This window comes from Candidatus Mycolicibacterium alkanivorans, from assembly GCF_022760805.1.
In the GTDB taxonomy this organism is placed as follows: domain Bacteria; phylum Actinomycetota; class Actinomycetes; order Mycobacteriales; family Mycobacteriaceae; genus Mycobacterium; species Mycobacterium alkanivorans.
The window spans coordinates 2028632-2041417 of the sequence record NZ_JAIVFL010000001.1 but is presented as its reverse complement, the minus strand read 5'-3'; the positions used below and the strand labels follow the sequence as shown (position 1 = coordinate 2041417).

Annotated in this window: 12 protein-coding genes and 1 pseudogene; 3 read left to right on the top strand and 10 right to left on the bottom strand. The window is 68.4% G+C overall.

Annotated elements, in window-relative coordinates; translation table 11 throughout:
• Positions 1–12: 12 nt before the first annotated feature.
• From K9U37_RS10205 to lepA, 4 genes and pseudogenes are all read right to left on the bottom strand, one after another.
• On the bottom strand, positions 13–1395 hold the full coding sequence (locus K9U37_RS10205) for an LLM class flavin-dependent oxidoreductase (RefSeq protein ID WP_243071588.1): 1383 nt from the start codon (positions 1393–1395) through the stop codon (positions 13–15).
• 218 nt (positions 1396–1613) lie between these two features.
• On the bottom strand, positions 1614–2330 hold the full coding sequence (locus K9U37_RS10200; RefSeq protein WP_372489493.1) for a sensor domain-containing protein: 717 nt from the start codon (positions 2328–2330) through the stop codon (positions 1614–1616).
• Positions 2331–2367: 37 nt separating this feature from the next.
• A pseudogene (locus K9U37_RS10195) lies at positions 2368–2745 on the bottom strand (sensor domain-containing protein); the annotation flags it as partial.
• Between the two features lie 23 nt (positions 2746–2768).
• Positions 2769–4670, bottom strand: a complete 1902-nt coding sequence (lepA, locus tag K9U37_RS10190) for a translation elongation factor 4 (RefSeq protein WP_243071585.1) — start codon at positions 4668–4670, stop codon at positions 2769–2771.
• A 52-nt stretch (positions 4671–4722) separates the two neighbouring features.
• On the opposite strand from lepA, the gene K9U37_RS10185 reads away from it, so the two are divergent.
• Positions 4723–5319, top strand: coding sequence for a type II toxin-antitoxin system PemK/MazF family toxin (locus K9U37_RS10185; RefSeq protein WP_243071584.1), 597 nt, complete (start codon positions 4723–4725; stop codon positions 5317–5319).
• Positions 5320–5326: 7 nt separating this feature from the next.
• Here the strand turns inward: K9U37_RS10185 and K9U37_RS10180 are convergent, their stop codons facing one another.
• Entirely contained in the window at positions 5327–5623 is a 297-nt protein-coding gene (locus K9U37_RS10180) for a hypothetical protein (RefSeq protein WP_372489492.1), read from the bottom strand.
• Between K9U37_RS10180 and K9U37_RS10175 the strand changes: the two genes are divergently transcribed.
• Complete coding sequence (locus K9U37_RS10175) at positions 5622–6428, top strand: ribonuclease Z (RefSeq protein WP_252394458.1); 807 nt, start codon at positions 5622–5624, stop codon at positions 6426–6428. The two genes, K9U37_RS10180 and K9U37_RS10175, sit on opposite strands and share 2 nt — an antisense overlap.
• Positions 6429–6433: 5 nt before the next feature.
• Here the strand turns inward: K9U37_RS10175 and K9U37_RS10170 are convergent, their stop codons facing one another.
• Genes K9U37_RS10170 through K9U37_RS10160 form a run of 3 tightly spaced genes read right to left on the bottom strand, consistent with a single transcriptional unit; the run spans position 6434 to position 9905 of the window.
• The gene (locus K9U37_RS10170; RefSeq protein ID WP_243071582.1) at positions 6434–7273 is read right to left on the bottom strand and encodes a transglutaminase family protein; all 840 of its coding nucleotides are present in this window, start codon (positions 7271–7273) and stop codon (positions 6434–6436) included.
• Entirely contained in the window at positions 7273–8250 is a 978-nt protein-coding gene (locus tag K9U37_RS10165) for an alpha-E domain-containing protein (protein WP_243071581.1), read from the bottom strand. Before K9U37_RS10165 ends, K9U37_RS10170 begins: the two co-directional genes overlap by 1 nt.
• Positions 8250–9905 (bottom strand): circularly permuted type 2 ATP-grasp protein, encoded by a 1656-nt coding sequence (locus K9U37_RS10160; protein WP_372489491.1) that lies wholly within the window; start codon positions 9903–9905, stop codon positions 8250–8252. The genes K9U37_RS10165 and K9U37_RS10160 overlap by 1 nt, the downstream gene beginning before the upstream one ends.
• A gap of 160 nt (positions 9906–10065) precedes the next feature.
• On the opposite strand from K9U37_RS10160, the gene rpsT reads away from it, so the two are divergent.
• On the top strand, positions 10066–10326 hold the full coding sequence (rpsT, locus tag K9U37_RS10155) for a 30S ribosomal protein S20 (protein ID WP_243071580.1): 261 nt from the start codon (positions 10066–10068) through the stop codon (positions 10324–10326).
• On the opposite strand, the gene holA is transcribed toward rpsT, so the two are convergent.
• Positions 10327–11301, bottom strand: a complete 975-nt coding sequence (gene holA, locus K9U37_RS10150) for a DNA polymerase III subunit delta (protein WP_243071579.1) — start codon at positions 11299–11301, stop codon at positions 10327–10329.
• Positions 11261–12784 carry a ComEC/Rec2 family competence protein gene (locus K9U37_RS10145; protein WP_243071578.1) on the bottom strand — a complete coding sequence of 508 codons (1524 nt, stop codon included), beginning with the start codon at positions 12782–12784 and terminating at the stop codon, positions 11261–11263. Before K9U37_RS10145 ends, holA begins: the two co-directional genes overlap by 41 nt.
• Positions 12785–12786: the final 2 nt, after the last annotated feature.

The following is a 12786-nucleotide window of genomic DNA, read 5'->3' as shown; positions in this document are numbered from 1 at the left end:
CCGGCACGTCAGTTATCGGATCGCCGAGATTCTTTTCCGAAAGCCCGCGCCGGGGTGGTCGGCGGGCAGCAGTGCCGTCCCGCGCGGGAAGATCCTCTGGCGCAACGTTTCTCCCGACTCCGAGTTCGTCAGCCCACGCCGCCGCAGCTCAGGGACGAGGTACTCGGCGACGTCGGCGAAGCTGCCGGGTGTGAGGTGGTAGGCGATGTTGAAGCCGTCGACTCCGGTCCGGTCGGCGTAGGCCTCGAGGACGTCGGCCACGCTCGACGGGTCTCCGACGAACAGCGGGCCACCGAAGCCGCCGAGGTTGCCTACGTAGTCGCGCAAGGTGATGTGCTGGTTGTCGACGGTGGCCAGGATGGAGCGACAGGCGTCGGTGTCGAACTGCTCGATCGGGCGGTCCACCCCGTAGGTGGACCAGTCCACACCTGTCAGGGCCGATAGCAACACCAGACCACCCTCCAGATCGGTGTAGCGCGACAGCGCGTCGGCCTTGGCCCGCGCGGCCCGTTTGGTGCTGTCGACGACGATCTCGACGGAGGTGAGGAACCGCACGGATTCGGGGCTGCGTCCGTGTTGGACAGCGCGCCGCCGGACGTCCTCGACCCGTGCGCGGACGACGTCGGGACGGGGGTCGGACACGAAGACCAGTTCGGCGTTGCGCCCGGCGAATTCTCGCCCCGCCGGCGATGATCCGGCCTGGAACAATACCGGCGTGCGCTGTGGGGACGGCTCTACCAGGTGGGCGCCGGGTACCGAGAAGTACGTTCCCTCATGACCGATCGGGTGCACCTTGGTCGGGTCGGTGAACACTCCGCGTGCGACGTCACGCACCACGGCCCCGTCCTCCCACGAACCTTCCCACAGTTTGTAGGTGACCTCGAGGAACTCCTGGGCGATCGCATAGCGCTCATCGTGCGGGATCTGCCGGTCGCGGCCGATGATGTTGCGCGCCGCGCTGTCGAGCAGCGAGGTGACGACGTTCCAGCCGATCCGCCCGCCGGTGAGATGGTCCAGGGTGCTGAACTTGCGCGCCAACAGATACGGGCTCTCATAGGTGGTCGACACCGTGATTCCGAAACCCAATCGCTCGGTGGCGGCGGCCATCGCGGAGACGACGAGCAGTGGGTCGGTGACCGGGGTCTGGACTGCGTGGGTGAGCGCGGCGTCGGCGTTACCGCCGAACACGTCGAGTTGGCCGACCGCATCGGCGATGAACAGCAAGTCGAAGCCACCGGCGTCGAGCAGGCGCGCGAGGTCGACCCAGTAGTTGAGTGTGGTGTACTGCGCAGTGCGGTCCTCGGGATGCCGCCACAGCCCGAAGTTGCCGTGCGACACGGTCGACATGGTGAAGGCGGACAACACGAATGGCGCCCGCGCGCCGCGCCCGCTCATGCCAACCGCACGTGCCACTGCGGGGCGGGCAGCCCCATACGGTGTCGCACCGTCGGTACTTCCGGGTGTCGCCACGGACCCGCCGAACCCGTGCTGCCGAAAGCAAGGAGGTGCAGTTCTCGGGACACCACCGCAGATTAGGACCGCGTGGTGCGGATCTGCATCGGTTAGACCCAGCGCGAATCGAATTGCCGTACTGCCGAAGCGGACTGGTGCACCTACTTCTTCTTGGCGGCGTTCCTCAACATCTCGGTGGCGATGCTCCCGGCCTCGTCGCCGATCGAGTTGCTGCACGCCCACGCCTCCACGACGAGGTGGGATGCCGTGCCCAGCGCGTGCTGACAGCCCCACCCGCCGGCGTCGCGCTGCTCGGCGCTCTGCGTCAGGATCTCCCCGGCGGTGTCGGCGTCACCGATGTCCCACGTCGAGTGCACCTCGTCGTTGTCGATGTCGATCGACGAGCCCTCACACTTCTTCCACGTCGTCCTGGACTCCTCGACGAACTTCTGGGCTTTGTCCGGCGACGGGAACAGCACCGCGATCTGCTCAACCCAGTGGTCGTTGTCGCTGACGGGCTCCTGCAGCACCTCGTCGCGCACGGCGGTCCAGTCACTGCCCTTGTAAACCTTCTCCTCGGCGCCGTAGATCGCGCCGAGGCAGTCGATGTCCGACACTGCGTCGGAGTTGTCGCTCATCTCCTCAGACGTCCGGGTCTGCCGGATGCCGGTGGCGTCCATGATGCCGTTGACCGCACCGGCGGTCAGCAGCACATGCTCAAGATCGGACTTCTCGAGCTTCGGCCCGCCGGCACGCGTAGACCCGCCCCCGTGGGCCTGCACGGCGCTGCCGCCGACCGTGGAGACGCACCCGGACAGCAGCGCGCTGAACATGAGGGCGGCACACACCGCGGGCACAGGGCGGATCACCGGGTCCATTGTCCCCCGACTGCCGGCTTCCGCCGCTACCCCCGGGTCAGCGGACCCGGCCGAGCATCGCCGTGGCGAGGTTCACCGCGCGGCCGGCCGGTTTCCGCTGGGCTGGCGTGCCGCCGGTGACCGCCACGTCGACATCGACGATGCAGTCCCCGGTAATCCCGAGCGCCCGCTCCGTCGGGAACTCGGCGTCCTGCTGGTTGTCGGAGTTGATCACCGTCGCGGACAGCACCGGCCCGTCGACCCGGACGTCGGTGACCTTCTGGTACAACTCGGCGTTGTTGGCGTTGTGCAGATAGGTCGTCACGGTGGTGCCCCGACAGGCCTTCCATCGGATCACGAACTCGCCGAACATCCGCTGGGCCTCGGCCTCCGAACAGAACTGGACCACACCGGCATCCGCGCTGGAGACCGTCTGGTGCCCGCCGTGTGATGTGCCCCCTACTTCCGCGTTTTGTCGCCCGGTTTGTCGTTGGCGGTGTCGGTGGACAACGCCGCGACGAAGGCTTCCTGCGGGACGTCGACCCGGCCGATCGTCTTCATCCGCTTCTTGCCCTCTTTCTGCTTCTCCAGCAGCTTGCGCTTACGGGTGATGTCACCGCCGTAGCACTTCGCGAGCACGTCCTTGCGGATGGCCCGAATGTTCTCGCGGGCAATGATTCTCGAGCCGACGGCCGCCTGCACCGGAACCTCGAACTGCTGGCGCGGGATGAGCTCCTTGAGCTTGGTGGTCATCTTGTTGCCGTACGCGGCAGCCGAATCCTTGTGAACGATCGCACTGAACGCGTCGACGGCCTCGCCCTGCAGCAGGATGTCGACCTTGACCAGCGCGGCCTCCTGCTCGCCGGCCTCCTCGTAGTCCAGGCTGGCGTAGCCGCGGGTGCGCGACTTCAGTGCGTCGAAGAAGTCGAAGATGATCTCCCCCATCGGCATGGTGTAGCGCAGCTCGACGCGTTCCGGGGAAAGGTAGTCCATGCCGCCGAGCTCGCCGCGGCGGGACTGACAGAGCTCCATGATGGTGCCGATGAATTCACTCGGCGCGATCACCGTGCACTTGACCACGGGCTCGAAGACGGTGCGGACCTTGCCTTCCGGCCAGTCCGACGGGTTGGTGACGACGAGCTCGGTGCCGTCATCCTGGATCACCCGGTAGACGACGTTCGGCGCGGTGGAGATCAGGTCGAGGTCGAACTCGCGCTCCAGACGCTCGCGGGTGATCTCCATGTGCAGCAGGCCGAGGAATCCGCACCGGAAGCCGAAGCCCAGGGCCACTGATGTCTCGGGCTCGTACGTCAGGGCGGCGTCGTTGAGCTGCAGTTTGTCCAGGGCCTCACGCAGATTGGGGTAGTCCGACCCGTCGACCGGGTACAGCCCCGAGTACACCATCGGTTTGGGTTCGCGGTAACCCGTGAGCGCCTCGGTGGCACCGTGGCGGGCGCTGGTGACGGTGTCACCGACCTTGGACTGACGGACGTCCTTCACACCGGTGATCAGGTAGCCCACCTCGCCGACGCCGAGGCCGACGGTCGGCTTGGGCTCCGGGGAGACGATGCCGACCTCGAGCAGCTCGTGAGTGGCGCCGGTCGACATCATCTTGATCTTCTCGCGCGGCGTGATCTTGCCGTCGACCACGCGGACGTAGGTGACCACGCCGCGGTAGATGTCGTAGACCGAGTCGAAGATCATCGCCCGGGCCGGAGCGTCGGCGTCACCGGTGGGGGCCGGCACCTGCCGCACCACCTCGTCGAGCAGTTCCGCCACGCCCTCACCGGTCTTGCCGGACACCCGCAGCACATCGCCGGGCTCACAACCGATGATGTGGGCGATCTCACCGGCGTAGCGCTCGGGGTCGGCGGCGGGTAGGTCGATCTTGTTGAGCACCGGGATGATCGTCAGGTCCCGGTCCAGCGCCAGATACAGGTTCGCCAGGGTCTGGGCCTCGATGCCCTGGGCGGCGTCGACCAGCAGGATCGCACCCTCGCAGGCTTCCAGCGCCCGGGACACCTCGTAGGTGAAGTCGACGTGGCCGGGGGTGTCGATCAGGTGCAGGACGTAATCGGTGTCCCCGACCTTCCACGGCAGCCGGACGTTCTGAGCCTTGATCGTGATGCCGCGTTCCCGCTCGATGTCCATGCGGTCCAGGTACTGCGCGCGCATGTCCCGGTCGGCGACGACTCCGGTGAGCTGCAGCATGCGGTCCGCCAGCGTCGACTTGCCGTGATCGATGTGGGCGATGATGCAGAAGTTCCGAATCTGTGCCGGCGCGGTGAACGTCTGGTCGGCGAAACTGCTGATGGGAATCTCCTGGTCGGGCGGTGTTAGTAGGGCCGGTGGGCACGTCAAGCGTATCGGGACGACCGCCGCCGGGCCCAATCGCTCGCCTATGCTGTCGAGAATGGCGTCGCAGTGGAAGACGTTGCAGCGGTTCGCAGAGAACCTTGTGTTCAACGAGGCCCCGAAGTTCATCCGGCATCTGCAGAGTTCACCGTCCGTCCAACGGACCATTCAGCAGGGCATCAGGATGGGCATCGACGCCTTGGTGGCCACGGCCGTCGCCACCGACAAGCCCGCCGCAATCACCGCGGGCCGGCCGGTCACCAAGAACAGCGTCCCCACCGCGCACCGCGCCCGCAAAGTGGTCTACGCCCCCGACCTCGACGGCTGGGCCGACCCAGGCGAGATCGTCTGGACCTGGGTGGTCTACGAAGACGACCCGACCCAGGGCAAGGACCGCCCCGTGCTCGTCGTCGGCCGCGACCGCAGCGTCCTGCTGGGTCTGATGCTGTCCAGCCAAACCCACCACGCCGACGACCGGGACTGGATCGGTATCGGGACGGGAAGCTGGGACTACGAGGCGCGGCCCAGCTGGGTGCGCTTGGATCGAGTGCTCGACGTTCCCGAGGAAAGCATCCGCCGTGAGGGCGCGATCCTCGACGAGGTGACCTTCGAGCTGGTCGCCGCCAGGCTGCGCGCCGAGTACTCCTGGAGCTGAACCCCGCTCAGCCGACCGCGGCCGCGCGCCCGGACTCGCGCACCACCGGCAGGACACCGGTGCCGACGTACGGCCCACGGTCCGGGGTGGACCTCCAGGGCCACCTGCTCGGACGTCTCACCCCAGGTGAGGTGGACGTCGGCGTGCTCGGCCGGCCACCTCGATGGCCTCCGGCGAGGAGCCGCCGAAGTAGATGTCGGGCGCGACCGCCCCCGGTGACGATGTTGATGGCCAGCCGGTTTCCGGTGAACCTCTGGTGGGTGCTGACCTCCAGGGCGGCGAGGGTGGATGACAGCAACATCATGGGTGCGACTCTTCCGGTCGACGCGAACCGCGCCGGTCCCTCGACCCTGGTCAAGGCCGGTGATTCGCCGTTACTGGTCGACTGCGGCCGCGGGGCGTTGATGCGCGCGGCCGCCGCGGGCGTGGGCGCGGCGAACCTGACCGCTCTGCTGCTGACCCATCTGCACAGCGACCACATCACCGATCTCTCCGACGTCATCACCACCCGCTGGGTGACGACGTTCATGCCGACCCCGTTGCCGATCATCGGCCCGCCCGGCACGAAAGCGGTGGTAGAGGCGACGCTGGCTGCGCTGGCGCCCGACATCTCGTATCGCATCGCCCACCACGCCGACATCACCGAACCGCCCTCGGTGCAAGTGCATGAGTACACCGAGGGTCAGGTGTGGGACGGCGACGAAGTGCGGATCGCGGTGGCACCTACCGACCATCGTCCGGTCGAGCCGACGATCGCCTTTCGCGTGGAATACGAGAGCAACTCCGTGGTGCTGGCTGGCGACACGGTCCCCTGCGCGACGCTCGACCAACTGGCCCGCGGTGCGGATGCCCTCGTGCACACCGTCATTCGCAAGGACCTGGTCGCACTGGTGCCCCGCCAGCGACTTAAAGACATCCTGGACTACCACTCCTCGGTTGAGCAGGCCGCGGCTACTGCGGCGCGCGCCGGGGTGAACACCCTGGTACTCACCCACTACGTGCCACCACTGGCGCCAGGAGAGGAGGACCAGTGGCGGGCATTGGCCGCCAACGAGTTTCGCGGTCGGGTCGAACTCGGTGACGACCTGCTGCGGGTGACGATCGGCTAGGCGGGTCAGGCCAGGCGGGTGATCTCCACGACCACGTCGAGGTCGGTGGAACCCTCACCGGAGTAGATGCCCTTCAGCGGCGAGACGTCGGCGTAGTCACGCCCGACCCCGACGCTGATGTACTGCTCGTTGATCTCGGAGTCGTTGGTCGGGTCGTAGTGCCACCAGCTGCCCGTCCACGCCTGGATCCAGGCGTGGCTCTGCCCGTCGACGGTGTCTCCGACGACGGCATCGCGGTTGGGGTGCAGATAGCCCGACACGTAGCGGGCCGGAATCCCCATGCCGCGCAACATGATCAACGTCAGGTGGGCGAAATCCTGACATACCCCCTTGCCTTCCCGCAGCGCGTCGAGCCCCGAGGAGTGCACGCCCGTGGTACCGGGGACGTAGTTCAGTTCGCGGTGCGCCCAGCGGGCCGCCGCGAAGACGGCGTCACGCGGGTCGTTCTCCCTGGCGATCCGCGTGCCGACCCGCTCGAGCCGGCGACTGGCCGGGGTGTAGTGCGTCGGGGTGAGCACCTCGTCGAAGCGGTCACGCACCGCTTCGGAGGCCAGTTCCGCCCAGGACACCGTCGTTGACGGAGATTCGGACCGGTCGGTCTCGACCACCGACGAGGAGGTCACCTCGAGCTCGGCGTGCGGCGCGTGCAGGTCGAAAGCCGTTACGGCAGTTCCCCAGTAGTCGACATAGCGATAGTTGCGGGTGGCCGGTACGGTCTCGACCCGGTTGAGGATGACGTTCTGCCGGGAGTCCGACCGAGGGGTGAGCCGGGCTTCGTTGTAGGAGGCGGTGACCGGCGACTTGTAGGCGTAGCCCGTCGCGTGCACCACGCGCATCCGCCACATCAGACCTCGCCCTCCTCGACAACAAGGGCGCCGTTGTGCCCGGCGTCCGACCACGCCACCCACGGGGCGGAGTGAAAGTACTGCAGCGCCACCGCTTCTCCGACGTCCCGGCAGGTGGCCTGCAGACCGGCCAGCCGCTGCTCGAACGATTCGAGCAGCACCCCGGGACGGATGAACTCCAGCTCGCTGCGGGCGCGGCCGAGGAGCCGCTGCGCCTCGGCGGTGGCGCCGACACGGTTGTGCTGGCGGTGCATCAGCTCGTCGAGGCTGTGTTCGGCGAGCTTGAGCGAGTAGAAGATCGACCGCGGGAAAAGCCGGTCCAGCAACATGAACTCGACGACGCGGTTGGCGTCGAGCACGCCGCGGTAGGTGCGCAGATAGGTGTCGTGGGCACCGGCCGAGCGCAGCACCGTCACCCACGCCGGGGAGGACGCACTGTCACCGACGCGGGACAGCAGCAGCCGCACCGTCATGTCCACCCGTTCGATGGCGCGGCCCAGCACTAGGAACCGGTAGCCGTCGTCGCGGGACAGCGTCGAGTCGGCCAGGCCGGCGAACATCGCCGCGCGGCCTTCGATGAACGAAAAGAACTCGTGCGGGCCCAGCCGGCGGGAGGCGCGCTCGCGTTCGCCGAGCGCGTTGTAGGTCGTGTTAAGACACTCCCACATGTCGCTTGACGTGACTTCCCTTGCCGAGCGGGCGTTTTCGCGTGCGCCGGAGATCGCGTCGACGATGGAGCAACCACCCTCCAGCCCGCGGCTGAACGCCACCAGGTCGGTCAGTGACCACAGGTCGAGCTGATGCTCGGGCGGTTCGATGCCGAGCACCTGCAGCAGCACCCGCGACGTCTGGTCGGGGTCCACGCTGGAGTCCTCGAGCAGTTGGTGGACCGTGACATCGAGGATGCGGGCGGTGTCGTCGGCGCGCTCGACATATCGGCCGATCCAGTAGAGCGCCTCGGCGTTGCGGGCCAGCATCAGCGCATCACCGCCTGCTGCTGCTGGCTCTGCTGCTGCTGGCCGGACTGCTCGGAGGCCTTCTCGGTCGCGGACACTTTGGCCGGCGTGGGCAGCTTGCGGACGATCTCGGCGGCGCCCAGCTCACGGGCGGCCACCGACGTGCGCGACGCCAGCACCCAGGTGTCCTTCGAACCGCCGCCCTGACTGGAGTTGACCACCAGCGACCCCTCGGTGAGCGCGACGCGGGTCAGCCCGCCCGGCAGCACCCAGACGTCCTCGCCGTCGTTGACCGCGAACGGACGCAGGTCGACGTGGCGCGGCGCGAGATTGTCGCCGACCTTGGTCGGCACCGTCGAGAGCTGGACCACCGGCTGGGCGATCCAGCCGCGGGGGTCGGCGAGGATCTTCTTGCGGACCGTCGCCAGCTCCTTCGCCGAGGCATCCGGCCCGAACACGATGCCGTAGCCACCGGAGCCCTCGACCGGTTTGATCACCAGTTCGTCGATGCGGTCGAGTACCTCTTCGCGCTCCTCGTCCAGCCAGCACCGGTAGGTGTCGACATTGGCCAGCAGCGGCTTCTCGCCGAGGTAGTACTCGATGATCGTCGGCACGTACGTGTAGACCAATTTGTCGTCACCGACGCCGTTGCCGACCGCGCTGGAGATCACCACGTTGCCGGCGCGGGCGGCGTTGAGCAGACCGGCGACGCCGAGCACCGAGTCGGGCCGGAACTGCATGGGGTCGAGGAAGTCGTCGTCGATGCGGCGGTAGATGACGTCGACCTGGCGTTCGCCCTCGGTGGTGCGCATGTAGACGGTATTGTCGCGGCAGAACATGTCGCGGCCCTCGACGAGCTCGACACCCATCTGCCGGGCCAGCAGGGAATGCTCGAAGTAGGCGGAGTTGAACGGGCCCGGGGTCAGGACGACGACGGTCGGGTCGGCCTCGTTGGTGGCCGCCGCGTTGCGCAGCGCCTGCAGCAGATGCGAGGCGTAGTCGCCGACGGCGCGCACCCGGTGGGTGGCGAACAGGTTCGGGAAGACCCGGGCCATCGTGCGGCGGTTCTCCATGACGTAGGAGACCCCCGAGGGTGAGCGCAGGTTGTCCTCGAGCACGCGGAAGGTGCCCTGTGCGTCGCGGATCAGGTCGATGCCGGCGACGTGGATGCGCACCCCGTTGGGCGGGTTGATCCCGGCCGCCTGCCGGTGGAAGTGCTCGCAGGACGTGACCAGCCGGCGCGGGATGACCCCGTCACGCAGGATCTCCTGGTCGCCATAGATGTCGTCGAGGTAGAGCTCGAGGGCTTTGACCCGCTGGGTGATGCCCCGCTCGAGCCGGGACCATTCGGCGGCGGAGATGACGCGCGGCACCAGGTCGAGCGGGAAGGGCCGCTCCTGGCCCGACAGCGAGAAGGTGATGCCCTGGTCGATGAAGGCTCTGCCCAGTGCCTCGGCGCGTGCCCCGAGGTCTTCGGCGTCCGAGGGTGCGAGCTCGGCGAAGATGCCCTTGTACGGCCCGCGGACGTCGCCCTGGGCGTCGAACATCTCGTCGAAGGCCTTCGCGTAGGAGCCCAGCTCGTTGTAGCCACCGAAGATGTGGTCGTGTTTACGGGGCTGTCGCGAGCCGTTGCGCGGGGACCGGCTGGCTTCGGAGGGCAGGGTGCGGAGGCTCACCTGTCACATGCTGCACCAAGATCGCCGTTTCGGCAGGTTACTGAGGTCCATTTTGGGCGATTGCGCACCCCGCTGGTACCCTGAACGTTCACTGCCCGAGGGCTTGACGGCCCCGGCATGACAGATACCCCGAGCTTGAAAACGAAGAGGACATATACGCGTGGCCAACATCAAGTCGCAGCAGAAGCGGATTCTCACCAACGAGCGCCGCAGACTGCGCAACAAGTCGGTGAAGAGCTCGCTCCATACTGCGATCCGCGCGTTCCGTGAGGCTGCCGCCGAGGGCGACAAGGCCAAGGCCGGCGACCTGCTGACCGCGACCAGCCGCAAGCTGGACAAGGCCGCCAGCAAGGGTGTCATTCACAAGAACCAGGCTGCCAACAAGAAGTCTGCTCTCGCGCAGGCCTTCAACCAGCTCTGATCAGTCCCGGCCGCTTCCGGCGGCCAGTTGCGCAACCTTGCGCACCGCATCTTCCAGCGCGTAGTTGGCGTCGGCTGCTGTGCCCTTGACGTCGGCGTTCAACGTCGCCACCAGCCTGATCGCCGTGGCGACCCGGTCGCGCGACCAGCGCCGCGACTGCTTCTGAGCCTTCTGAATACGCCACGGCGGCATTCCCAGTTCTGATGCCAACCGGTAGGGGTCACCGGAGAGCGGACCCACCCGGGCGATGCTGTGGATCGCCTCGGCCAGCGCGTCGGCCAGCACCACGTGGGGCACCCCGCGCATCATCGCCCAGCGCAGCGCCTCCGTCGACCCGGCGACGTCGCCCACCACGGCTTTGTCGGCAATGTCGAAGCCGGACACCTCGGCCTTGCCGCTGTGATAGCGCCGGACCGCGACCGCGTCGACGCGGCCACCGGTGTCGGCGACCAGCTGTGAGCACGCCGAGGCCAGTTCGCGGATATCGGAGCCGACCGCGTCGAGCAGGGCGTTGAGCGTGTCGTCGTCGACCTTGACCTTCAGTCCACGGAACTCCGCGCGCACGAAGTCCGCCCGCTCGGCGGCCCTGGTGATCTTTGCGCAAGGATGGACCTCGGCGCCGAGCTTCTTGAGTCGATCGGCCAGCGCTTTCGCCCGCCCCCCGCCGGAGTGCACGACGGCCAGCACCGTGCCGGGTGGGAGGTCAGCGGCGGCCGAGGAGATGAGTTCGACCGCGTCCTTCCCAACTTCAGCGGCCGACTCCAGGACCACCACCCGCTCGTCGGCGAACAGCGACGGGCTGAGCAGCTCGGCGAGTTCATTGGTGGACACCTCGCTGGCCCGCAGCCGGTTGACCGGCACGTCGTCGGTGCCCGCCGCCGCGCGCGCAGCCCGCAGCACCCGGCCGATCGCTCGATCGACCAACAACTCCTCGTCACCGAGGATCAGATGCAGACCGGCCACCGTCGCGCTCACGCCCCGATCGTTTCACGCCGCGCCGACACACACCGACACCGACCACGACCGCCACGGCAAGGACACTCGTGCCGCCGACCGTCGCCACCCCGGCGAGCCCCGACGGCACCGTGACCGCAGCGCCGGGAACCGCGCCGGCCCAGCGCGCGACGTGCAGCAGCCACCACAGCTCCGGCCCGGTGAACCGGATCAGCAATCCGGCGCCGGCCGGCCACAGCGGGCACAGCGCCGCAGCAGCCGTCCCGAGCACCGTTATCGGTGGGATGACAACGGCTGCAGCCAGATTCGCCAGTATCGCGACCAGGCTCAGCCGACCCGAGATGGCCGCCACCAACGGCGCGGTCACCAGCTGGGCGGCCAGCGCGACGCATATCGCGTCGGCAAGCGGTTTGGGGCAGCCGCGGGCCACCAGCCGCGCCGACCAGATCGGGGCGAGGACCACCAGAGCGGCCGTGGCGAACACCGATAACGCAAATCCGGCGTCGACCGCCAGCTGCGGGGCCGCCACGAGCAGGGCCAGCACCGCCGCCGACAGGATCGGGATCGCTTGACGGCGCCGCCCGGACAGCACCGCGAGCAGCGCGAGGGCACCCATCACCGCCGCGCGCAGCACGCTGGCGGTCGGCTGCACCACGATGACGAACACCAGCAGCGCCACCGCGGCCAGGGCCACTGCCGGGCGCGGACCGATCAGCCGCGCCGACAACAGCACCGCCCCGCACACGATCGTGACGTTGGCCCCGGAGACCGCGGTGAGATGGGTCAGACCGGCGGTGCGGAACTGCGCGGTGGTGGCCGGCGGGACCGACGACGTGTCGCCCAGTACGAGCCCGGGCAGCATCGCGGCCTGATCGGCGGGCAGGACGTCCAGAGCCGTGGCGGTGAATCGGGACCGCACACTCTGGGCCGCGCGCTGCACCGCCGACGCCTCGCCGAGTGCCGGTTCGCCCGTCGCGGTGATGACCGCGACGGTCAGGTCCCGGCGCGTGGGGCGGGCGATGCGGGCCCGAAACCGTGCCGGCTGCCCGGCGGTCAGCTCGGCGAAGCCCAGCACCGGCGCGAAGACGACGACCCGTCCTGACATTCCGTCCTCGCCGACCCGGTTGAGATTGGCGCGGAACATCATTCGCCCGTTTCCCAGCGACCGCGGGCTCTCCGTCGGCGTGACCGTCAGCGAGGCCGCGCTGCCGAACCGGTGTGCGATGGGGTGCTCGCGCACGGCGGCACCGCGCAGCGCGACCGCCACCCCGAACCCCGCCCCGATGACCGCCGTACCGATCACCGCGACGGCGGCCGCGCGGATCGCCGGGTTCAGCTCACCGCGCCACCACACCAGCGCCGCCCAGCCGACCGCGGCGATCCCACACGCCGCGGCGAGCAGCGCGCCGATGGACCACGCGATCCCTGCGGCGGTCACCGTCCAGGCCGTCACCGCCGCCGGCACCAATCGGAGATCGAGCCGGGCCGCAGCCTCGGGGTGCATCA

Bases quoted from the DNA above. Each gene is read 5' to 3' on its own strand.
- K9U37_RS10185 (WP_243071584.1), top strand. From the start codon at position 4,723: ATGGCGTCGCAGTGGAAGACGTTGCAGCGGTTCGCAGAGAACCTTGTG.
- K9U37_RS10165 (WP_243071581.1), bottom strand. From the start codon at position 8,250: ATGCTGGCCCGCAACGCCGAGGCGCTCTACTGGATCGGCCGATATGTC.
- K9U37_RS10200 (WP_372489493.1), bottom strand. From the start codon at position 2,330: ATGGACCCGGTGATCCGCCCTGTGCCCGCGGTGTGTGCCGCCCTCATG.
- K9U37_RS10170 (WP_243071582.1), bottom strand. From the start codon at position 7,273: ATGTGGCGGATGCGCGTGGTGCACGCGACGGGCTACGCCTACAAGTCG.
- K9U37_RS10205 (WP_243071588.1), bottom strand. From the start codon at position 1,395: ATGAGCGGGCGCGGCGCGCGGGCGCCATTCGTGTTGTCCGCCTTCACC.
- K9U37_RS10145 (WP_243071578.1), bottom strand. From the start codon at position 12,784: ATGCACCCCGAGGCTGCGGCCCGGCTCGATCTCCGATTGGTGCCGGCG.
- K9U37_RS10175 (WP_252394458.1), top strand. From the start codon at position 5,622: ATGGGTGCGACTCTTCCGGTCGACGCGAACCGCGCCGGTCCCTCGACC.
- K9U37_RS10180 (WP_372489492.1), bottom strand. From the start codon at position 5,623: ATGATGTTGCTGTCATCCACCCTCGCCGCCCTGGAGGTCAGCACCCAC.